General features: G+C 70.1%; 12 protein-coding genes. 8 read left to right on the forward strand and 4 right to left on the reverse strand.

Annotated elements, in window-relative coordinates:
• Window positions 1-93 precede the first annotated feature (93 nt).
• Entirely contained in the window at window positions 94-1,740 is a 1,647-nt protein-coding gene (locus AB0J90_RS18790) for a glycosyl hydrolase family 18 protein (RefSeq protein ID WP_363597415.1), read from the forward strand.
• 332 nt (window positions 1,741-2,072) lie between these two features.
• Here AB0J90_RS18790 and AB0J90_RS18795 read toward each other — a convergent pair whose 3' ends face one another.
• Both AB0J90_RS18795 and AB0J90_RS18800 read right to left on the reverse strand, forming a co-directional pair.
• A complete protein-coding gene (locus AB0J90_RS18795) occupies window positions 2,073-2,270 on the reverse strand; it encodes a DUF397 domain-containing protein (protein WP_363597417.1) in 198 nt (65 codons plus the stop codon).
• A gap of 372 nt (window positions 2,271-2,642) precedes the next feature.
• A complete protein-coding gene (locus AB0J90_RS18800; protein WP_363597419.1) occupies window positions 2,643-3,149 on the reverse strand; it encodes an RICIN domain-containing protein in 507 nt (168 codons plus the stop codon).
• A 318-nt stretch (window positions 3,150-3,467) separates the two neighbouring features.
• Between AB0J90_RS18800 and AB0J90_RS18805 the strand changes: the two genes are divergently transcribed.
• A complete protein-coding gene (locus tag AB0J90_RS18805; protein WP_363597422.1) occupies window positions 3,468-15,110 on the forward strand; it encodes a putative Ig domain-containing protein in 11,643 nt (3,880 codons plus the stop codon).
• 18 nt (window positions 15,111-15,128) lie between these two features.
• Window positions 15,129-15,800: a hypothetical protein gene (locus AB0J90_RS18810; protein WP_363597424.1), complete on the forward strand. Its 672-nt coding sequence runs from the start codon at window positions 15,129-15,131 to the stop codon at window positions 15,798-15,800.
• A gap of 9 nt (window positions 15,801-15,809) precedes the next feature.
• Here the strand turns inward: AB0J90_RS18810 and AB0J90_RS18815 are convergent, their stop codons facing one another.
• The gene (locus tag AB0J90_RS18815) at window positions 15,810-16,307 is read right to left on the reverse strand and encodes a hypothetical protein (protein WP_363597426.1); all 498 of its coding nucleotides are present in this window, start codon (window positions 16,305-16,307) and stop codon (window positions 15,810-15,812) included.
• Between the two features lie 277 nt (window positions 16,308-16,584).
• Between AB0J90_RS18815 and AB0J90_RS18820 the strand changes: the two genes are divergently transcribed.
• The 5 genes from AB0J90_RS18820 to AB0J90_RS18840 all read left to right on the forward strand — a co-directional run bounded on the left by AB0J90_RS18820 (window position 16,585) and on the right by AB0J90_RS18840 (window position 22,568).
• Complete coding sequence (locus AB0J90_RS18820) at window positions 16,585-17,517, forward strand: hypothetical protein (protein WP_363597428.1); 933 nt, start codon at window positions 16,585-16,587, stop codon at window positions 17,515-17,517.
• A 273-nt stretch (window positions 17,518-17,790) separates the two neighbouring features.
• The gene (tuf, locus tag AB0J90_RS18825; RefSeq protein WP_363597430.1) at window positions 17,791-18,978 is read left to right on the forward strand and encodes an elongation factor Tu; all 1,188 of its coding nucleotides are present in this window, start codon (window positions 17,791-17,793) and stop codon (window positions 18,976-18,978) included.
• A 496-nt stretch (window positions 18,979-19,474) separates the two neighbouring features.
• Window positions 19,475-19,969 carry a hypothetical protein gene (locus AB0J90_RS18830; protein WP_363597432.1) on the forward strand — a complete coding sequence of 165 codons (495 nt, stop codon included), beginning with the start codon at window positions 19,475-19,477 and terminating at the stop codon, window positions 19,967-19,969.
• Between the two features lie 165 nt (window positions 19,970-20,134).
• Window positions 20,135-21,541, forward strand: coding sequence for a class II 3-deoxy-7-phosphoheptulonate synthase (locus AB0J90_RS18835; RefSeq protein ID WP_363597434.1), 1,407 nt, complete (start codon window positions 20,135-20,137; stop codon window positions 21,539-21,541).
• A complete protein-coding gene (locus tag AB0J90_RS18840) occupies window positions 21,534-22,568 on the forward strand; it encodes a GntG family PLP-dependent aldolase (RefSeq protein WP_363597436.1) in 1,035 nt (344 codons plus the stop codon). The genes AB0J90_RS18835 and AB0J90_RS18840 overlap by 8 nt, the downstream gene beginning before the upstream one ends.
• A 388-nt stretch (window positions 22,569-22,956) precedes the next feature.
• On the opposite strand, the gene AB0J90_RS18845 is transcribed toward AB0J90_RS18840, so the two are convergent.
• Window positions 22,957-23,820: a deoxyribonuclease IV gene (locus tag AB0J90_RS18845; protein WP_363597438.1), complete on the reverse strand. Its 864-nt coding sequence runs from the start codon at window positions 23,818-23,820 to the stop codon at window positions 22,957-22,959.
• Window positions 23,821-23,829 lie beyond the last annotated feature (9 nt).

Genomic DNA, 23,829 nt, shown 5'->3' on the forward strand with positions numbered 1-23,829 from the left:
GAAACATGGACATCTTGACGGAGTGGTGAACCCGTGAGTAGCGTCTCACTTGCTATTTGGAAAGTTTCCTAACTGTTTTCAGGGAGACGCCGCATGAGAAGTTCCCTCCGTCGGGCGTTCTGGGCCGGCGCCGTGGTAGCGGTGGCGGTCGCCGCCGTCCCGGTGACCGCGGCCTTCGGCGCCGGAAACGTCACCACCACGTTCGCGGCCGCCTCCGACTGGGGAACCGGTCACGAGGCCCGCGTCACGATCACCAACGGCACCGATGCCTCGCTCGCCACCTGGCGGCTGGAGTTCGACCTGCCGTCCGGCACCACCATCGGCAGCTTCTGGGACGCCGACGTGACCCGGACCAACAACCACTACGTCGCGGTCAAGAAGAGCTGGGCCGGTGCGCTCGCCCCCGGCGCCTCGTTCTCCTGGGGCTACAACGGCACCGGCGCGTACAAGGCTCCGCTGAACTGCACCATCAACGGCGCCTCGTGCGGCGGCGGAACCACGCCCACCACCCCGCCGACCACCCGGCCGCCGACCACTCCGCCGACGACCCCGCCTACCACGCCGCCGACCACCCGGCCGCCGACCAACCCGCCCACCACCACCCCGCCGACCAACCCGCCGCCGGGCGGCAAGAAGGTCGTCGGCTACTTCGCCCAGTGGGGCGTCTACGGCCGGAACTACCACGTCAAGAACATCGTCACCAGCGGGTCCGCGTCCAAGCTGACCCACATCATGTACGCCTTCGGCAACACCACGAACGGCCAGTGCACGATCGGTGACAGCTACGCCGACTACGAGAAGGCGTACACGACGGCGGACAGTGTGGACGGCGTGGCCGACACCTGGGACCAGCCGCTGCGGGGCAGCTTCAACCAGCTGCGCAAGCTCAAGGCAGCGTACCCGAACATCAAGGTGATCTGGTCGTTCGGTGGCTGGACCTGGTCCGGCGGCTTCACCCAGGCCGCGGCGAACCCGACCGCCTTCGCGAACTCCTGCTACAACCTGGTCGAGGACCCGCGCTGGGCCGACGTGTTCGACGGCATCGACATCGACTGGGAGTACCCGAACGCCTGTGGCCTGACCTGTGACGCCAGCGGCCCGAACGCGTTCAAGAACGTGATCCAGGCGCTGCGTACCCGGTTCGGTTCCTCCGCCCTGGTCACCGCGGCGATCACCGCGGACGGCACCAACGGCGGCAAGATCGACGCCACCGACTACGCCGGGGCGATCAACAACCTCAACTGGCTGATGCCGATGACCTACGACTACTTCGGTGCGTTCGCCGCGCAGGGCCCCACCGCCCCGCACTCGCCGCTGACGTCGTACACCGGTATCCCGACCGCCGGTTTCTACTCCGACGCCGCGATCCAGAAGCTGAAGAGCAAGGGCATTCCGGCCAGCAAGCTGCTGCTGGGTATCGGCTTCTACGGTCGCGGTTGGACCGGGGTGACCCAGGCGGCACCGGGTGGCAGCGCCACCGGGGCGGCACCGGGCACCTATGAGGCCGGCAACGAGGACTACAAGGTCCTCAAGAACACCTGCCCGGTCACCGGTACGGTCGCCGGCACCGCGTACGCCAAGTGCGGCAGCAACTGGTGGAGCTACGACACCCCGAGCACCATCAACGGCAAGATGTCGTACGCCAACAACCAGGGTCTGGGCGGCTCCTTCTTCTGGGAGCTCTCCGGTGACACCAGCAACGGTGAGCTGATCACGGCGGTCAAGAACGGCCTCGGCTGACCCCGACGGCTGACGCAACACCCACGTAACAGGTACCACCAGCAGTAGGACGGTCCCCGCCCGACCCGCGCCCACGGGTCGGCCGGGGACCGTGCTGGTGTCCGGCCCCGGTCGGTGGTGTCCAGCCCTGTCGGGCTGTCCAACTCCGTGGTGCTGTGGCGGTCCACTACCCCTATAGGGGCAGAAACTCGCCACAGCACCACCGATCTTGACTGGTGACCGGTCCCCGGCCGGCCCGCGCCCACGGGTCGGCAGGGGACCGGCGCTGGGCCAGCAGAACAAAGAAAGCCCCCAGCGTCAACGCCGGGGGCTTCTTCCTGTCGGTCTGTCCGTCAGTGGCCCGAGGTCTTGGCGAAGCCGACGAACGCGCTCCACGCCGCCGGCCCGAAGGCCAAGGTGCCACCGTCACGGTCCTTGGTATCCCGAACGAGTACGCGACCGGGAATGTTGTCGGCGACCTCTACGCACTCGCCGCCTGCGCCGTTGCTGCGGCTGGACTTGCGCCAGACCGCTCCGGTTAGGTCAGTCATCGCTGCTCTCCTTCGCGATCATGGCTATGAGGTCGGCCGACAGGGAGGGGGCGAGTGACAAGCCCTCCAGTGCTTCCCACACCCGATCGTACGTAGCGACCTCGGCCGGCTTGTCGAGGTAGAGGGGAGCCTGTCAGTTCCCCGAGCTGGTCACGGGCGGGGTGGCACCCTTCCATCTTGAGGTGGGCACGGAGAAGACCTGTTTCGGCTCCGGCGCCCGGACCATCCCTCTCGCCGCACCCGGCCCGCCGTGCGGTTGACGGGCGATGATCAGCGCTCGTGTACAAGGCGTGGCCACACCTCCGATGGAAGTGTGGCCATGCGTGATCTTGGTGGTGGCGGTCACCGCTGCTCTGCCGTGCGGCGGTGGGATCAGACCTCTTCGTACTTCAGGTAGAACGCCCAGCCCTGTTCGGAGCCGCCGTTGCTCGGCCACTGGATGACGTGGGTGCCCTGGGCGGTGCTGCCGCCGTTGTCGAGCGATGCCACCTTGCCGCTCTTGCCGTTCACCAGGTAGCCGCCGGACGGGTACCAGTCCTGCTCGGGGCCGTCGTTGCAGGTCCACTGGATGGCGTGGGTGCCGTTCGCGGTGCTGCCCCCGTTGTCGAGGGAGAGGCACTTGCCGCTCTTGCCGTTGATCAGACGGTTGCCGGAGCGGCGCCACACCTGTTCCCACCCGTCGTTGCAGCCCCACTGGATCACGTGGGCGCCGTTGGCCGTACTGCCGCCGCCGGCGATCGACATGCACAGGCCGCTCTTGTAGTTGACCAGGTTGTAGTAGGAAGCGGCCTGTGCCGGCGCGGCGGCAACCAGCGAGGTGGCGACGGCTGCTCCGGCCATCGCCAGGGCGGTCAGGCCCCGGCTCAGGAGTCGAGACAATTTTCCCCCATTGTGAGCTGTCCGATGTGGAATGTGAGGCGTTCCCGCCTTCGACCATATGTGCGGGCGGTGGCCGGGTGGAACGAGTGCAAGATCTAGTTCCGTCGACGTTCACGCGCCGTCCATCGAGCCCCGACAACGCGTACCCGTACTCCGGGTTTTCGTGGCGTCACCGGCGAGGTGCTCCTTCTTCCTAATATCCGGTATGAGATGAATAGCGCTGTTATACCCTCGATGGGCTGCATGGGGGGTATACATGAAAAGGCGACTTTTGCTCGTTTTGGTGTCCCGGGACGGCACCGAAAGCACGAAGCCGCTGTGAACGGCAGGTTGGCGGCACGGCGGAGGATCGGTGCCGGGGTTGTCGCCGTGCTGCTCGCGACACTGGCGGTCGTCCTGCCGCCGACCGTGGTCTCGGCGGCCGGATCGACGCTGTTCGACCAGCCCTTCCACAACAACTCGCCGGACGGTCTCGGGCCTGTCATCCTGCCGGCCGTAGCCACCAGCACCGTGACGCCGAACACCGCATGCCTGACCGCGTCGGGTAACCCCAGTACGGGCGTGCTGCACAGCTGCACGGGCACGACGGACCCGGCGGGCAGCGGCAAACTGCGTCTCACCGACAACACCACCAACAAAACCGGTGGTGTCTTCGGGGCGGCGAGCGTCCCCACCTCGATGGGTCTGGACGTCACGTTCAACCTTTACCAGTGGGGTGGTGGCAACGCGGACGGGATCGCGTTCGTCCTCGCCGCGGTCGACCCCGCCGGAGGGACCGCGCCGGCAAGCCTCGGGCAGACCGGTGGCGGTCTGGGCTACACCAGCACCACGAACCTGGCCGGCCTGGCCAACGGCTACCTGGGCATCGGCTTCGACGTTTTCGGGAACTACAGCACGACCACGTACCAGGGGAGCGGCTGCACCAACCCGCCGTTCATCAGCTCTGCCAAGATCGCGGGCCAGGTGGTGGTTCGCGGGCCGGGGCGCGGAACGGTCGGCTACTGCGGGCTGAACAGCACCGCCACGAACAGTTCCTCCCCGGTGATTCCGCTGCGCGCGCCCACCCGGGCCGCCTCGGTCGTCCCGGTCGAGGTGGTGGTCAACCCGACGGCGAGTTCGTTCACCACCGCCTCCGGCCTGGTGGTCGCTCCCGGCACGTACCAGGTGGTGTTCACGCCGGTCGGTGGCAGCCCGCGGACCCTGACGGGCCCGCTCCCCGCGGTCGCCGCAGGTCTGTACCCCTCCGCGACCTGGACGAACAGCAACGGGGTGCCACGCCAGCTCGCCTTCGGCTGGGTGGGCTCCACCGGCTCGGTGGTGGACTACCACGAGGTCGACAACGCACGGGTGGTCACCTTCAACCCGGTGCCGGACCTGCGCGTGGCGCAGACGAGCTACACCGGCCCGACGCCGCAACCAGGTGATCCGGTGAACTACACAGTGGTCGCCGGCGTCGACCCCGGCGTCGACGAGACCGTCCCGGTGTCGGTGACCGAGACCCTGCCGACCGGCGTGGTGCCGGTGGGCGCGTTCGGCACGGGCTGGTCCTGCGGTTCCCCGGTCGGACAGCGAATCACGTGCACCAACAACAACGCCCCGTTCGCCAACGGCTCCAGTCTGCCGCCGATCAACATCGTCGGCATCGTGACCGGATCGGGGGTCACCCCCACCCTGATCCAGACCGGTTCGACCGCCGCCGCGTCGTCCATCGACGCCAACCCCGGCCTCGCGACGACGACCACCGTGGGAACCGTCCCGGCCACGCCGAGCGGGATCACCGTCACCCCGGCCACCAGCACGATCGCCGGTGGCATCCCCGTCACGGTCGGCGGCACCAACATCGCCGGAGCCACCGCCATCGAGATCGGCACCACGGCCGAGCAGCAGGCCGGCACGCCGGTCACGCTGCTGCCGTGCCAGTCCGGCCCGGCGGCCGGATGCTTCACCGTGAACGGCGACGGAACGCTCGCCATCTCGTCCATGCCCGCCCGGACCACCGCCGCCACGGTGAACGTCACCGTCGTCACCAGGGGCGTCGCCGCCGCCGCGAGCTACGTCTACACCGACCGACCGGGCACCCCGGCCGCTCCGACCGCGACCGCCGGCCTGGGCAGCGCCACCGTCAACTGGGTGGCACCGGCGAGCAACGGCAGCCCGATCACCAGCTACATCGTCACCCCGATCCGCAACGGGGTGGCGCAGACCCCGATCACGTACGACGCCTCCACCACCAGTCGGGTGCTCACCGGCCTGACCGTCGGCGCGACGTACACCTTCACGGTCACGGCGGTGAACGCGATCGGCACCGGCCTGCCCAGCCCGGCGTCGGTCGGGGTGGTGCCGTTCAGCCTGCCCGGAGCGCCGACCATCACGGCCGCGAGCGCCGGGGACCAGTCCGCGACGTTGACCTGGACCGCACCCAGCACCGGGGGCAGCCCGATCACGTCGTACGTGGTGACGCCGTACATCGGCAACGTCGCGCAGGCTACCCAGACATTCGCCGGTACGGCGACCACCCAGACGGTGACCGGGTTGACGCCGGGTACGGCGTACACCTTCACGGTCACCGCGACGAACGCCGGAGGAGCGGGGCCGCCCTCGGCCCGGTCCGCGGCGGTGACGCCGAACGCCTCGCCGAGCCTGTCGAACCCGCCGCCACCGGCCGGCGAGGTCGGTGTGGCGTACAGCGTGCCGCTCACCGTCACCGCCGGTACGGCACCGTACGTCTGGTCGGTCAGCGCGGGGACACTGCCGCCCGGAGTGACCCTGAACGCCTCCACCGGCCTGCTCTCCGGCACCCCCACCACCGCCGGCAGCTTCCCCTTCACCGTCCAGGTGACCGACGCCAGCAACCAGTCCGCCACCCAGGCGTTCACCGTGGTCATCGCACCGCAGCCGACATTGACCTTCCCCGCGCCGCCGCAGGGCCAGGTCGGCATCGCCTACAGCGTGCCACTCACGGTGAGCGGTGGTACGGGCCCGTTCACCTGGTCGGTGGCGGCGGGTAGCCTGCCGCCCGGCCTCACCCTCAACACCGCCACCGGTGTGCTCTCCGGTACGCCGACCGTGGGCGGCAACTACTCGTTCACCGTCCGGGTGGTGGACGCGTTCGCGCAGGTCGCCAACCGTACGGTCGCACTCGGCATCACCGCCTCGCCCACCCTGACGTTCCCCTCGCCACCGCCGGGCCAGGTCGGGGTGCCGTACAGCGACCAGTTGACCGTCAACGGTGGCACGACCCCGTTCACCTGGTCGGTCTCGGCGGGCAGCCTGCCGCCCGGCCTTACCCTCAATGCCAGCACCGGTCTGCTCTCCGGCACCCCGACCACGGTCGGCAGCTACCCGTACACCGTGCGGGTGGTCGACGCCGCCGGTCAGCAGGCGACCGAGGCGGTCACCCACGTGATCGCGGCGGGACCGCTGATCGTGTCGAAATCCGCCAATGTCAACGCCGTCGCCTCCGGCGGAACCGTCAACTACTCCATCACCGTGACCAACACCGCCTCGATCGCCTTCACCGGCGTCAGCGTGACGGACCCGCTCGGTGGGGTGCTGGACGACGCCACCTACAACGCGGACGCGACCGCCACCTCGGGCACGGTGTCGTTCGTCAACCCGACCCTCACCTGGACCGGTGACCTGGCCGCGGGTGCGGCCGTGACCATCACCTACTCGGTCACCGTGGCCAACCCGTCCGCCGGTGACCTGAGGCTGACCAACACGGTGACCTCGGGGATGCTCGGGACCAACTGCGCCGCCGGCAGTGTCGACGCCCGGTGCACCGTCAGCGTCCCGGTGGCCGTGCTCACCATCGTGAAGACCGCGGACATGGCGACCGCCACGCCCGGAGACGTCGTCCACTACACCGTCACCGTGACCAACGCCGGCCAGGCCACCTATGCCACGGCCGGGTTCACCGACGCGCTGGCCGCGGTGCTGGACGACGCGACGTACAACGCCGACGCGACGACGACTCTCGGCACGGTCGGTTTCACCTCGTCGAACCTGACCTGGACCGGCGTACTCCCGGTCGGCGCGAGCGCCACCATCACCTACTCGGTGACGGTCCGGCAGCCGGACACCGGTGACAAGGTCATGACGAACCCGGTGACCTCCGCGGCCCTGGGCAGCAACTGCCCGCCCGGGGGCAGCGACGCCCGCTGCACGGTGACGGTCACCGTGCTGGTGCCGGGCCTGGTGCTGACCAACACACCGAGTACGACGACCACCACGCCCGGATCGACCGTCGGCTACACCGTGGTCATCAGCAACACCGGGCAGACGGCGTACGCCGGGATCAGCGTCACCGACTCCCTGGCGGGGCTGCTCGGCCGGGCGACGTACAACGGTGACGCGACCGCCACCAGCGGCACGCTCGCGTACGTCAGCCCGAACCTGACCTGGACCGGCAACCTCGCGGTCGGCGCCTCGGTGACCATCACGTTCACCGCGACCGTCACCACCGCCACCACCGGCCAGTCGGTGCTGACCACCGTGCTCTCGTCGACAGCCGTCGGCAACAACTGTGCGGCCGGCAGCACCGACACCCGGTGCACCTCGTCGGTGACCATCCTCATTCCCGGCCTGACGTTGCTCAAGACCGCGAGTACGCCGACCCCGACGCCCGGAACGGTGGTGGCGTACCGGATCGAGGTGACCAACACCGGCCAGAGCGCGTACGTGGGGGCGACCTTCACCGACTCACTGGCGGGTGTGCTCGACGACGCCACGTACGACGCCAACGCCGCCGCCACCGCCGGAGCGGTGAGCTACAGCGCCCCCGTCCTGTCCTGGACCGGCGACCTCGCGGTGGGCGCGACCGCCGTGATCACGTACTCGGTCACGGTCGCGGTTCCCGATTCGGGCGACCGGACGTTGACCAACCGGGTGGTCTCGCCGACTGCGGGGGCCAACTGCGCCGGGGACAGCACCGACCCGCGCTGCGTGGCGGTGGTCGCCGTGCTGCTGCCCGGGCTGACCCTGACCAACACGCCCAGCGCGGCGACCGCCACCCCCGGCGACACGGTCGGTTACACCATCACGATCGCGAACACCGGCCAGTCCGCCTACTCCACGATCAGCGTGGCCGATGACCTGACCGCCGTGCTCGACGACGCCGTCTACAACGCGGACGCCACCGCCACCACCGGTACGGTCACCCTCACCGGCTCCGTGCTGACCTGGACCGGTTCGCTCGCCGTCGGGGTGACCGCCACCGTGCAGTTCTCGGTCACGGTGCGCGCCCCCGACTCCGGTAACCGGGCGATGGTCTCGACGCTCACCTCGACCGCAGCCGGCAACAACTGCCCGTCGGGCGGCAGCGATCCAACGTGTACGGCCAGTGTCACGGTGCTCATCCCGGGCCTCGACGTGGTCAAGACCGCGGACGTGGCCACGGTGACGCCGGGTGGCGTGGTGTCGTACACGATCACCGTGACCAACACCGGCGAGACCGCGTACGTGGGTGCCAGCGTGACGGACTCGCTGGCGAACCCGCTCAACGACGCCACGTACAACGGTGACGCGACCGCGTCCACCGGCACCGTGTCCTATGCGGCCCCCACGCTGAGCTGGGTCGGTGACCTGGCCGTCGGCGCCTCGGCGTCGATCACGTACTCGATGACGATCCTGGACCCCGACCCGGGCGACAAGGTGCTGTCCAACACGGCGGTCTCCAGCACCCCCGGCAGCAACTGTCCGGCCGCCGGCACCGACCCCCGTTGCACCGCCACCGTGCTGGTGGAGGTGCCGGCGCTGACGATCACCACGACCGCCGACGTGGCCAGCACCGCGCCCGGCGCGGTGGTCGGCTATACCGTCACGATCACCAACTCGGGCCAGACGGCGTACCCGACGCTGACCGTCACCAACGCGTTGGCCGGGGTGCTCGACGACGCGGTCTACAACAACGACGCCTCGGCCTCCGCCGGTACGGTGAGCTTCGCCAGCCCCAACCTGACCTGGACCGGAAGCCTGACCCCCGGCGCTTCGGCGACCGTCACCTACTCCGTGACCGTCGCGAACCCGGACACCGGGGACCTTGTCCTGAACAGCCGGGTCGCCTCGGCGGCCGTCGGCAGCAGCTGCCCGGTCGGCAACACGATCCCGGCGTGCGCGGTGAGCGTGCCGGTCGCCCGACTGCTGATCACCACCACGGCCGGCGGGCCGACGACCACGCCGGGAAGTGTGATCCGGGTCGACGCGACCTTCACCAACACCGGCCAGGTGCCCTACACCGGGATCAGCATCAACGCCGATTTCTCGGACTACCTCGACGACGTCATCCGCACGGGTGACCAGACCGCGTCCTCCGGCACCTTGATCGCCGGACCGACCGGCGCGATCTGGACCGGCGACATCCCGGTGGGGGCGACCGTCAGGCTCACCGGCACGACGACCGTGCGCGACCCGGACCCGGGCAACCACGTCCTCAGGGGTAGCTGGTCGTCGGCCGCGCCGGGCAACAACTGCCCGCCGGGAGGCAACGACCCGCGCTGTGGGTTCACCGTCGCCGTACTCATCCCGGCGCTCGCCATTACCAAGGCCGCGGACAGGGCGACGGCCGTGCCGGGCGATGTCGTCGGCTACACCGTGACGGTGACGAACACCGGTACGGCGCCGTACACGGGCATCAGCGTGACCGATCCGCTGACCGGGGTGCTGGACGACGCGACGTACAACGCCGACGCGAGCGCCTCGGCGGGTGTGGTGTCGTACGCGGCGCCGACGCTGACCTGGACCGGCGACGTGCCGGTCGGTGGGGTCGTGACGATCAGCTACTCGGTCACCGTGCTGTCCCCCGATCCCGGCAACAAGATCATGGTGAACACCGTCAACTCGACCGCGCCGGGCAGCTCCTGCTCCGCCGCCGGCCAGACGGCCGGATGCACCGCGACCGTGCAGGTGCTGACACCCGCGTTGACCACGGTGAAAGCCGTCGACAGCACCACGACCAGCCCGGGCAGCGTGCTGACCTACACGGTGACGATCACCAACTCCGGGCAGATCGACTACACCGCCGTCAGCGTGGCCGACGACCTCTCCGGTGTCGTCGACGATGCCACGTACAACGCCGACGCGAGCGCTACCGGGGGCTCGGTGTCGTACGCCGCACCGGTGCTCACCTGGACCGGTAACCTGGCCGTCGGGGTCACCGTCACCGTCACCTACACGGTCACCGTCGACAATCCCGATCTCGGCGACCAGAGCCTGGTCAACTCGGTCAGCTCGGCCGCGGCCGGGGCGAACTGCCCGGCGGTCGCGACCGACCCACGGTGCACGGTCACCGTCGCGGTCGTCCCGTCGACCGACCTCACCTTCACCAAGACCGCGGACGTGGTCTCCAGCGCCGCCGGATCGGTGGTGACGTACACGATCGTCGTCGCGAACTCCGCGCCGGCCCCGTACGTGGGCGCCGGCCTCACCGACTCGCTGGCCGACGTGCTCAACAACGCCGTCTACAACAACGACGCCGCGGCGACCGGAGGCGGGACCGTCGGCTACGTCGCACCCGTGCTGTCCTGGAACGGGAACGTGCCGGCCAACGGTTCCGTTGTCGTCACCTACACCGTCACGGTGAACGCCCCCGGTGGTGACAACAGCATGAGCAACACCGTGGTCTCGTCCGCACCGACCAGCAACTGCGCGACGGGAAGCGTCGACGCGCGGTGCACGGCGGTGGTGACCGTCTCGCAGTTGACCATCGTGAACACCGCCGACGTGGCCACCACCACTCCGGGTGGCTCGGTCACCTTCACCGGGGTCATCAGCAACACCGGTGGCACCCCGTTCTTCGGCGTGACCGTCTCGTTCGACCGTGCGGACCTGCTCGACGACGCCATCCTCACCGGTGACGTGGTCTCCTCGGGCACCATCGTGGTCACGCCGACCACGCTGGAATGGACCGGCGACATTCCGGTGGGCGACGAGGTCACGATCGAGAGAAACTTCCTGGTACGCAATCCGGACCCGGGTAACAAGGTCATGTTGAGCCAGGTCAGCTCGACGGTTCCGGGCAACAACTGCCCGTCGGGCGGGACCGACCCACGGTGCACGGCCAGTGTGGCCGTACTGGTCCCGGGCCTGAGCATCGCCAAGACGGCCAACGTGACCGTCACCACCCCCGGCGGCACGGTCGGCTACACCATCAGGATCACCAACACCGGCACCGCTCCCTACTTCGGTGCGGTGGTCACCGACAACATGACCGGTGCGCTCGACGACGCCACCTACGGCGGCGCGACCACCGACGCGGGAAGTCTGTCGTACGTCGCGCCGACGCTCACCTGGACCGGGGACCTGGCGGTGGGCGCGGTCGCCGTCATCACGTACTCGATGACGGTGAACAACCCGGACCTGGGCGACAAGGGCATGGTGAACGTGGTGTCGTCCACCGAGGTCGGTAGCGACTGCCCCCCGGCCAGCGCCAACCCGGCCTGCTTGGTCGGCATCGCCGTACTCACGCCCGCCTTGACCATCACCACCGCCGCCGACACGGCCAGCACGACGCCGGGTGCCGTGGTCGGTTACACCACCACCATCGCCAACACCGGCCAGACCACGCAGTCCGGCGTCACGGTGACAAACGCGCTCGCCGGGGTGCTGGACGACGCGTCGTACAACGGTGACGTCGTCGCGTCCGCCGGCACCGCCGTCTTCACCAGCCCGAACCTGGTCTGGTCGGGAACCCTCGCCCCGGGCGCGACCGCGACCGTCACCTACTCCGTCACGGTCGCCGTCCCGGATGCCGGCAACCGCATCCTGACCGGCACCGTCACCTCCGCGGCGGTCGGCAGCACCTGCCCGGCGGGCAACACCAACCCCGCCTGTACGAGCACGGTGACGGTGTCCGTGCTGACCATCGTGAACAGCCCGGGGGCACCCACCGCCGTTCCGGGTGGGACGGTCGTGTTCACCACCACGGTGACCAACACCGGGCAGACGCCGTACACCGGGATCAGCCTCACCACCGACTTCGCCGGCTCGGTCGACGATGCCGTCTACAACGGTGACGCCGCCGCCTCGACCGGCACCATCACCCTGCTGCCACCCAGCTCGATCCAGTGGACCGGCGACCTCGCGCCCGGCGCGAGCGCCACCATCACCCGCTCGTTCACCGTGCGCGACCCCGATCCGGGCAACCGGAACATGACCTCGGTGGTCACCTCGGCCGCGCCCGGCAACAACTGCCCGGCCGCGGGCGCCGCCCCGGCCTGCACCGCCACCGTCACGATCCTGGTCCCGGCCCTGACCGTGGTGAAGACCGCGAGCAGTGCCACCACCACCCCCGGCGGGATCGTCGGTTACACGATCACGGTCACCAACACCGGTGAGACGGCGTACCCCGCCGCGACGATCGCCGACAACCTGGCCGGGCTGCTCGACGACGCCAGCTACAACGCCGACGTCACCGCCAGCACCGGCGACGTCTCCTACACCGCCCCGACCATCACCTGGACGGGTGCGCTCGCGATCGCCGGGACGGCGACCATCACGTACACCGTCACCGCCGACGATCCGCAAACCGGCGGCCGGATCCTCACCAACACCGTCAGCTCCACCAGCTCGGGCAGCAACTGCCCGCCCGGCGGAACCGATCCGGCCTGCGCCGCGACCGTCCAGGTACTGCTGCCGGCGCTGAGCATCGCCAAGCATGCCAGCGCCGGGACCGCCACACCGGGCGCCACGGTCGGCTACACCATCACCGTCACCAACAGCGGTCAGACCCCGTACACCGGGGCCACCCTGGCCGACAGCCTCGTGGGCGTGCTCGACGACGCGACCTACCAGGACGACGCCGCCGCCACGGGCGGAGCGGTCTCGTACGCCGAACCGGTGTTGACCTGGACCGGTGACCTGGAGGTGGGAGCCTCCGTGGTGGTCAGTTACTCGGTCGTGGTGAGCAACCCCGCCACCGGCGACCGGAGCATGGGCAACGCGGTCACCTCCACCACCGTCGGCAGCAACTGCCCGTCCGACGGCACGGACCCGGCCTGCGCCGTGACCGTCGCGGTCCTGATCCCGGCGCTCGCCATTACCAACGTCGCCGACGTCGCCACGACGACCCCCGGTGGAGTCATCCGGTTCACCGCCACCTTCACCAACGTGGGTCCGACCGCCTACACCGGCATCAGGATCGTGACCAACGCCTCGAACGTCTTCGACGACGCGCGACCCAACGGCGACCAGGTCGCCAGTTCCGGCACCCTCACCGTGGTCGGCGCCGCCGTGACCTGGACCGGCGACATCCCGATCGACGGCGTCGTGGTCGTCACCGGCACCGTGACCGTCAACAGCCCGGACACCGGCAACCGGACCATCGCCAGCACCATCACCACCGACGCGCCGGGCAGCAACTGCCCGACCGCCGGGCCGGGGCCCGCCTGCACCGTCACCGTGGCCGTGCTCCTGCCCGGCCTGACGATCGAGAAGACCGCCGACAATCCCACCACCACACCGGGCGGGACCGTCACGTACACGATCTCCGCCACGAACACCGGTGAGACCGCGTACGTCGGCACCACGATCACCGACTCGCTCGCCGGCCTGGTCACCGACGCCACGTACAACGGCGACGCCGACGCCTCCAGCGGCGCGCTGTCCTACACCGCGCCCGTACTGACCTGGACCGGTGACCTACCGGTCGGCACTGCCGTCACCATCACGTACACCGTCACGGCCAGCGGCTCCCAGACCAGCGGGCGGATCCTCACCAACACCGTCACCTCCGCCGCGCAGGCCAACAACTGCCCGACCGGCAGCGCCGACCCGGCCTGCACCGCCAACGTCCCCATCCTCATTCCCGCCCTGGCGATCACCAAGACGGCGGACACCGCGGCCGTCGACGCCGGTGAGTCCGTCACCTACACGATCAGGGTGACCAACACCGGGCAGACGCCGTACGTCGGCGCGGCGTTCGCCGACCCGCTCACCGACGTACTCGAAAAGGCCGACTACAACTTCGACGCGGCGGCAACCCTCGGTGACGTCACGTACGCCGCACCCGTGCTGAGCTGGACCGGTGACCTGCCGGTCGGCGGCAGTGCCCTGATCACCTACTCGGTGACGGTCCTTCTTCCGGACGAGGAGGACGAGACGATGGTCAACACCGTCACCTCCGACACCACGGGTGCCAACTGCCCGGGCTCGCCGGCCTGTACCTCGACGGTGATCATCCGGATTCCGGCCCTGACGATCGCCAAGACCGCCGACAGCAGCACCGTGGTCGCGGGCGGGACGGTCCAGTACACGGTGCTGGTCACCAACAGCGGGCAGTCGCCATACAGCGGCGCCACGCTCACCGATTCGCTCGCCGCAGTGCTGGACGACGCCGTCTACCAGGGCGACGCCACCGCCACCACCGGCGCGCTCACGTACACCGCTCCGGCTCTGACCTGGACGGGTGACCTGCCGATCGGTGCGACCGCGGCGATCACGTACACCGTGATGGTCAACCAGCCGACGACCGGCGACGGTCAGCTCGTCAACACGGTCACCTCCACCACCCTCGGCAACAACTGCCCGGACGGCGGGACCGACCCCCTGTGTGGCACCGACACCACCGTGGTCGAGCAGAGCATCACCCTCACCGACCTGCCCGCCGTGGTGACCATCGCCGGCCTCTCCGGCGAAGTCGCCAGGAAGGACGAGGCGGTCAGCATGACGGTCACCACCAACAGTCCCACCGGCTACCTGGTGACGGTCCAGGCCCTGGCGCCCGAGCTGACGCCGGCACTGCCCGCCAACCCGGACACCATCCCGATCGAAAACCTCCGGGTACGCGACAGCGGCACAGGGGCCTTCCAACCGGTGTCCGACCAGAGGGCGCTCGTCATCTACAGCCAGACCACGCCGTCGGCCCCCGGCGGGGACGCGATCAGCAACGACTACGAGATTCTCATCCCGGAGGTCGTGGCCGACGAGTACTCCGTGACGTTGGAGTACGTAGCGATCACCCAGTAAGAAGCAGCTAGGAGCATCATGTCCAACCTCCCCGCCCTTGCCGTCGCCGCCGTCGTGTCGATGATCACGATGTCGGCGGCCGTGCCGGTCGCGCCTCGGACGGGCGTGGCGCCGACGCCGACGGTCGACGCGGTGCAGCCGTTGCTGAGCATCGCCATCGACAACGGACGGACCAGTGCCGCTGCCGGCGACGAGCTGACGTACAAGATCACGATCCGCAATCTCGGTACGACGGAGGCGAAGGGGATCGAGATCTCGCAGAGCCTTCCCACCGGTCTCACGTTCACCTCCGCCGACAACGGCGGCACCGCCCATGCCGGTCGGGTCGTCTGGCCGACCGACCTGAAGACCGGCCAGGAGGCGACGTTCACCACCGTCGCCCGGGTCGGGCAGACGCCCGACGAACTGCTCCGCCTCGCCACGGTCGCGTGCGCCGCCACCGACGGAGCCGAGAAGCCGCTCGTCTGTGCGACCCACTCGGACCTGCTCCCCGCTGGCGCCGCGGCCATCCGTACCACCGAGGGGAAGGCCATCGCCCCCTGGATCCGGTACGGCGCGGCAGCCGCGGCGCTGGCCGTCCTCGCGCTGGTCGCGACCGTTGTCGTCCGTCGTCGTCGCCGACGGCTCCTGAGGTCACGACCCGACGCCGGGGCGGGTAGACACCTGGCCCGCGCGAGCGTCGCGGACTGATTCGCCGTGTCACGCCACCGAGTGCGTGATGGTGCCGGTGTAGGTCCCGGCCAGGGCCTCGATCGGGATGTGGATGATCAGGGTCGGGCTCCACACCACCGAATTGTCGCGGTCGCCGCTGGACTTCCCGAATGCCTCGCGAGCCTCGTCGAGCGGCACCGCGTCGGCCGACGTGAGCTGGCCAGGTACGAAATTGCCCGTACCGGTGGTCTCGGTCGCCGGCCCCGACCAGTATTCGACGGTTTCCGCCGGGATCGTCTCCGACGGGTCCGCGTCGCCCGTGGTGAAATCGCTGGCGGTCACCGTCGCCACCCAGACCGCCGAGAGTTGGGACCGCTCGTCGGTGACGGTCACCGCTCCGAGTAACGCGACGAGGTCCGTGCCCGGTACCGCGAGGCCGAGGTTCACCGAGGTCGGTACGGCGATGGACAGCTCACCTGCCAGGACGGTGACGGTGGCGTCGACGTCCCGGGCGGCTTGCGCCCTCACCGGGAATACGAGGGCCACGAGGCAGACGATGGTTGCCGAGAGTGGAGTCCGCCTCACATTTCCACCCGCCTTCCTCGTTCGCAGGAATGTCGCGAATAGACGCTATCTTATCGCCCCGCTGGACTGTGGACAGTGCTTTCGGTCGGGTCGGAAGCAACGGCTCGGGTGGAAAGAGTTTGATTGATCGGGCGTTTTCCCTACGAAGATGCGGTTAGATGAATGGCGGTGACCACGCGACCAAGGATTCGAACGAGAAAATATGTGGATCAATCTCATTCGAGCGACGCTCCCGGTCGTGCTCGTGATGACGTCGACCGCGCCCGCGGTTGCCCGGCAGCCCGAGCAGCCGGACTTCTCGCTCAAGGTGACTCCGAGTCGGGTGCTCGTGCCGGCCGACCAGACGGCACGACCCAGGCAGTTCACCGTGACCAACCAGGGCCGCCTTCCGGTTGATGTCGTGACCAGGATGGAGAGCTTCACCGCGGGGCAGGACGGAAACCTGCTCTTCCAGCGGGACGCGCCCCATTCGGCAGTCGGATGGGTCAGTGTCCAGCCGGAACGCTTCAGTCTGGACAGTGGGACCACGGGACAGGTGAGCCTGCACATCGCCGTACCGACCACCGCCGAGCCCGGTGAGCACCAGGTCGCGGTGATCTTCTCGGTGTCCGCCCCGGACGGTCACGCCGGCCTCGGTGTGAGCCGCAGCGTGGGTGTGCCGGTGTACGTCACGGTTCCGGGCGAGGCCGTCGACTCGGTCGAGGTATCCGGGCTGCGCGCCCCGGGATTCACCACGGGCGGTCCCCTCGATCTCACCGCCACGGTACGTAACGTCGGCACCGTGCACCGCGACTTCGTCGCCGACGAGCGGGTCCGGGCGCAGGTCGCGGGGGACACCGTGGCGTTTTCCGATTTCACCCTGCTGCGCGGGGCCGACCGACAGATCACCGCCCGATGGGCAGACCCGCCCCTGTTCTGTGTCTGCCGGGCCACGGTCGCCCTGCCGAATCCGGACGGCGAGTCCCGGGCGACCACGGCCACCATCGTCATCCTGCCGTTGCGGCTGATCGGACTGGTGCTGCTGGCGGGCCTGACCCTGCTGCTGGGCGGGCTACTGCTCCGGCGTCGGCTGGTCCGGCGTCGGCTCGGCCGCCTGGGGCGGTCCGGTCCCGGGCTCCCGGCGCCGGTGGGGAATATCGATGGTGACGGGCGGCGTTCCGGCCTAACGTGATCGCCATGTTCGCCACCGCAGCCGTCGTGCGGCCCGCAGGTCTACACCTGCCGGCTGCCGCCGACGCCTGCCCGCGGCTGGCTGATACGCGAAGCTGACCCTCCTCCCGCACCAGCGGAACCCACGGAGGAGGGTGGCCCGGTCTCCCCGGCGTCGCCCCCGAGCGACGCCGCGACGCGCGGTTCTGGCGCGGTTTTCCTTTTCGCGGATTGGCATCCGCCCGCGCACTTTCGTCCGCCATTCCAGCTCCACCCCTTTGCGGAGAAAGCCATCATGGCCAAGACCCAGTTCGTCCGTACCAAGCCGCATCTCAACATCGGCACGATGGGGCACGTCGACCACGGCAAGACGACGTTGACCGCCGCCATCACGAAGGTGCTCGCCGACCGGGACCCGGCGGTCAACCGGTTCGTCTCGTTCGACGGCATCGACCGGGCACCGGAGGAGGTCGCCCGGGGCATCACCATCACCATCGCCCACGTCGAGTACGAGACCGCCACCCGGCACTACGCCCACGTCGACATGCCCGGCCACGCCGACTACGTGAAGAACATGATCACGGGCGCGGCGCAGGTGGACGCGGCGATCCTGGTGGTCTCGGCGCTGGACGGTGCGATGCCGCAGACCCGCGAGCACGTACTGCTGGCCCGGCGGGTCGGGGTGCCGTACCTGGTGGTGGCCATGAACAAGGCCGACGCGGTGACCGACCCCGAACTGCTCGACCTGGTCGAGCTGGAGGTGCGGGAACTGCTGACCGAGTACGGCTTCCCCGGCGACGAGGTGCCCGTGGTACGGGTCTCGGCGCTGCGTGCCCTGGCCGGTGACCCGCGTTGGGTCGCGACGATCGGGGAGCTGCTCGACGAGGTCGACCGTTACGTCCCCGTGCCGCCACGGGAGTTGGGAGAGCCGTTCCTGATGCCGATCGAGAACGTACTCACCATCTCCGGCCGGGGCACCGTGGTCACCGGCGCGGTCGAGCGCGGCACGTTGCGCGCCGGGGACCAGGTGGAGGTGGTCGGGCTCGGGCCGACCCTGGCCACCGTGGCGACCGGGCTGGAGACCTTCGGCCGTACGTTGGTCACCGCCGAGGCCGGGGACAACGCGGCCGTACTGCTGCGCGGGGTCAAGCGGGACCAGGTGCAGCGCGGTCAGGTGCTGGCCGCGCCGGGCAGCGTCACGCCGCACCGTGCCTTCACGGCGCAGCTGCACGCGCTGACCACCGCCGAGGGTGGCCGGCACACGCCGTTCCACGCCAACTACCGGCCGCAGTTCTACTTCCGTACCACCGACGTGGTCGGTGCGGTGGACCTGGGCGACCTGGCGCAGGTCGCGCCGGGCGACACGGTGGAGCTGACGGTACGGCTCGGCCAGCCGATCGCGATGGACGTCGGGCTCGGGTTCGCGGTCCGGGAGGGCGGCCGTACGGTCGCCGCCGGCACGGTGACCGCCCTGCTCGACTGAGGCGGGCGGTAGTCACGGCGGACGGGTCCGGTGCTGTCGAACGTACGACGGCACCGGACCCCGACGCCGCGCTCATCGGCGGACGGTGACCTCGTGGTCGGCCGGGGTGCCGGGCAGCCGACGGTCGCGCACCAGGCTGCCGAGGGTGCGGCTGACAGGCCTCCGCCCCGAGCACAAGCGTGGTGGCCCCGATCGGCTCCGCGCTGGACGCGGAACTCGCCCACCAGGCGGGATTCATCCCACAGGCCGTCACCGGCTACCACATCTACACACCCGTCACCGCTCCATGATTTTCCGCGCCTGGTCGTCGGATGACCGATGTGTCAGACTCGCCGCTTGGCACGGTCGCTTGGCACGGTCGCTTGGCACGGTCGCTTGGCACGGTCTCTCGGCCCGGTCGGTCGCTCGGCCCGGTCGGTCGCTCGGCCCGGTCGGTCACTCGGCCCGGTCGACGAGGAACGCCGTCGGTGAAGAAGTCGAACATGGGGGGAACGCGATGGAGGTCCCACGGCGGCGCGCGGCGGTTCTCGCCGTGGTACTGGCGATGCTGCCGCTCGGCCTGACCGCCTGCGGTCTCGGCGGCGGTGACGACGGTGGGCCGAACAAGATCCCCGACGACGGGCCGGAGAAGTCCCGCGCGGTGGTGCAGGGCTATCTCGACGCGATGATGAGCAAGGACGTCGCCGCCGGGCGGGTCCAGCTCTGCGTGCCGATGCAGGCCGCCTTCGACCAGGCCGCGACCGGCCCGAACGGCGACTTCGCCGACCACTTCAAGGTCACCGAGGCGACCATCACCGACGTACGCCCCAACGCCGGCCAGTTGGAGGTCAGCACCTCCATCTCGGTGCTCGCCGGCAACGGGAAGGCCACTGCGGCCCAGTTGCTGTTCACGGTGACGAAGGCAGAGGCCGGCTGGTGCATCGCGAACGAGACGGTCGGCGGGGCGGACACCCCTGGCCCGTCGCCCAGCGGCGGTGGCGTGACCCCCTGAGCCGGCACCTTCCGACCCCTGGGCCGGCACGGTCGGCTACCCGGCTGACCGGCCCGGCATAGTACCCGGACACCGGGCGCGGAGGCGGGCAATACACCTCCCACGGGTCGGACAGAGCCACCCTCAATGGCAGGCCACCCCGACGGTCGCCGTACGCTTTTCCTCATGCGCCATGAGTGGCATCAGCTGAGCTACCCCACGGTGGGTAACCTAGGCCCGCAGACCAGCCGTCCGACCGACGATTCCGCCGAGGACGTGGCCCTCGGGCTGGACCGGTGGCGGGACCTGCCGCGGGCCCAGACCCCGCCGTGGCCCGACCAGAAGGCCGTTGACGAGGTCACCGAGGTCCTCTCCACCGTGCCGTCCGTGGTCGCGCCGTATGAGGTTGATCACCTGCGGGTGCAGCTGGCCCAGGTCGCCGAGGGCAAGGCATTCCTGCTCCAGGGCGGCGACTGCGCCGAGACGTTCACCGACAACACCGAGAGCCACCTGCTCGCCAACGCGCGCACCCTGCTGCAGATGGCGGTCGTGCTGACGTACGGGGCGTCGCTGCCGGTGGTCAAGGTGGCCCGGGTCGCCGGGCAGTACACCAAGCCCCGGTCGCTGCCGACCGACGCGCGGGGGCTGCCGGCGTACCGCGGTGACATGATCAACTCGCTGGAGCCGGTGCCGGAGGCACGGATCGCCGACCCGCAGCGCATGATCCGGGCGTACGCCAACTCCTCCTCGGCGATGAACATGCTCCGGGCGTACCTCGCCGGTGGCCTCGCCGACCTGCACGCGGTGCACGACTGGAACAAGGGCTTCGTACGCAACTCGCCCGCCGGTGAGCGCTACGACGCCATCGCCCGCGAGATCGACCGGGCCCTGGCGTTCATGCGTGCCTGTGGCATGGACGACAACGAGGCGCTGCGCACGGTCACCCTCTACTGCTCCCACGAGGCACTCGCCCTGGAGTACGACCGGGCGCTGACCCGGGTCTCCGACGGCAAGGCGTACGGCCTGTCCGGCCACTTCCTCTGGATCGGCGAGCGGACCCGGCAGATCGACGGCGCGCACATCGACTACATCTCCCGGATCGCCAACCCGATCGGCGTCAAGATCGGCCCCGGCACCACCCCGGACCAGGCGATCGAGCTTTGCGAGAAGCTCAACCCGGAGAACGTCCCGGGCCGGCTCACCCTGGTCAGCCGGATGGGCAACCACAAGGTCCGCGAGGCCCTGCCGCCGATCGTGGAGAAGGTCACCGCCGCCGGTGCCAAGGTGGTCTGGCAGTGCGACCCGATGCACGGCAACACCCACGAGTCGTCGAACGGCTACAAGACCCGCCACTTCGACCGGATCGTCGACGAGGTGCTCGGCTACTTCGAGGTGCACCGGGGCCTGGAGACCCACCCCGGCGGCATGCACGTCGAGCTGACCGGCGAGGACGTCACCGAATGCCTCGGCGGCGCCCAGGCGATCGAGGACGTGAACCTGCCCGACCGGTACGAAACCGCCTGCGACCCGCGACTGAACACCCAGCAGTCGTTGGAGCTGGCCTTCCTGGTGGCGGAGATGCTCCGTGGCTGACCCCCGACCAGTCGACCTGCGCTCCGACACGGTCACCCGCCCGACCGCCGCGATGCGGTCGGCTATGGCCGAGGCCGAGGTCGGCGACGACGTGTACGGCGAGGACCCCAACGTCAACGCGCTCGAAGCCGAGGTGGCCGCCCTGTTCGGGCACGAGGCCGCGCTCTTCGCCCCGAGCGGCACGATGGCCAACCAGATCGCCCTGCAGGTGCTGGTGCCGCCGGCCGGTGAACTGCTCTGCGACGCCGACGCACACATCGTCACGTACGAGATCGGCGCGGCTGCCGCGTACGGTGGCATCTCCTCGCGGACCTGGCCCGCGGTCGGCGCCGACGTCGACCCCGACCAGGTCGCCGCGATGATCCGCCCGGACGGCTACTGGGCCGTGGCGACCCGGGCGATCGCGGTCGAGCAGACCCACAACCGGGGCGGCGGCGGAGTCATCCCGCTGGCCACCCTGCGCCAGCTCCGCGGCATCGCCGACGACGCCGGCATCGGGCTGCACTGCGACGGGGCCAGGATCTGGCACGCGCACGTCGCCGACGGGGTGCCGCTGGCCAGCTACGGCGAGCTGTTCGACACCATGTCGGTCTGCCTCTCCAAGGGGCTCGGCGCACCGGCCGGCTCGGTCGTCGTGGGCAGCGCGGAGAAGATCGAACGGGCCCGGCTGATCCGCAAGCGGATGGGCGGCGGCATGCGGCAGGCGGGCATCCTCGCCGCAGCCGGCAGGCACGCGCTCGCCGGGCACATCGACCGGCTGGCCGAGGACCACGTACGGGCAGCCCGGCTCGCCGAAGCGCTCGCCCCGTACGGTGTGCTGGCCGGCCCGGTCCGGACCAACATCGTGCCGCTGGACCTGACCAAGTTCGCGCTCGACGCACCGGGGTTCGGGGCGGCGGCGCGGGCCGAGGGGGTGCTGGTCTCGGTGCTCGGGCCTCGGATCGCTCGGCTGGTCACCCACCTTGACCTCGACGATGCCGGGGTGGATCGGGCTGTCGACGTGCTCACTGGGATTTTCCGGCGCTGATCTCTTGGTGCGCGGTCCGGGGTTGGGGCGCGGTCCGGGGTTGGGGCGCGGTCCGGGGTTGGGGCGCGGTCCGGGGTTGGGGCGCGGTCCGGGGTTGGGGCGCGGTCCGGGATTGGGTCGCGGTCCGGGATTGGGGGCGGCGTGCCCCACTCTGGGCGGTCAGGCTTGATCCCGACGTGGGTCACGCCGCCCCCAATCCCTGGGCTCGCGCCGGCTGGGGTGCGTGCGCGGGGGCCGGCTTCGGGGCTCGCCCTGGGCAGGGTGCGTGGGCGGGGGCGGCTTCGGGGCTCGCCCTAAGCGGGGTGCGTTGGTGGGGCCTGCGGCGTCGTGGGTCGGGTTGATCTTTTGGGTGGCCCGGTGCTGTTTTGTGCCTGCTGATGGGTGTGGGTCAGGGGCGGAGGCGTTTGAGGGTGGCTATGTCGTGGGCGTGGCCCACGTGGCCCTCGGTGGGGGTTTCGGCGACCACGGGGATGCCGGCGGTTGCGGGGTGCGTCATCAGTTCGGCGAAGGCGGCCTCGCCGATGCTGCCCTTGCCGATGGTCTCGTGGCGGTCCCGGATCGAGCCGCAGGCGTCCCGCGAGTCGTTGGCGTGGACCAGCCAGAGCCGGTCGCCGATCGCGGCGACGAGTTCGTCCAGGGTTTCGGTCATGCCGCCCGGTCGGGCCAGGTCGTGCCCGGCCGCCCAGGCGTGGCAGGTGTCGAAGCAGATGCCGAGCCACGGGTGCCGGTCGACGGTGTCTAGGTAGGGGCCCACCTGGTCCATCCGGGAGGCCAGCGACCGGCCGCCGCCCGCGGTCGGCTCCATCAGCAGCTTCGGGCCGCCGCTGGCGGCGGCCGCGTCCAGCAGGGGTAGCAGCGACTCGCGTACCTGGGTCATGGCGGTGTCGTAGTAGTCGGCGTCGACCGCGCTGCCGGAGTGGAAGACCACCCCGGTGGCGCCGATGGCGGCACCCCGCTGTAGGGCGTGGGCCAGCGTGGCGATCGACTTCTCCACCGTGGCCGGGGTCGGTGAGCCGAGGTTCAGCAGCAGGGACGCGTGGATGTAGACCGGTACGCCGCGCTGCTCGCAGCCCTCCCGGAAGGCGGCGTCCTGGGCCGGATCGCCCGGCGGTAGCGCCCAACCCCGCGAGTTGGCGACGTAGACCTGCGCCACTTCGGACCCTGCCGCGTCGAGATAGGGCAGGGCGGCCTTGGCCAGCCCACCCGCGGTCGGGGTGTGCGAGCCGATCGGTCGACTGGTCGTGGTTGTCATCGGGCGTCA

The organism is Micromonospora sp. NPDC049523 (genome assembly GCF_040676775.1).
Taxonomy (GTDB): domain Bacteria; phylum Actinomycetota; class Actinomycetes; order Mycobacteriales; family Micromonosporaceae; genus Micromonospora_G.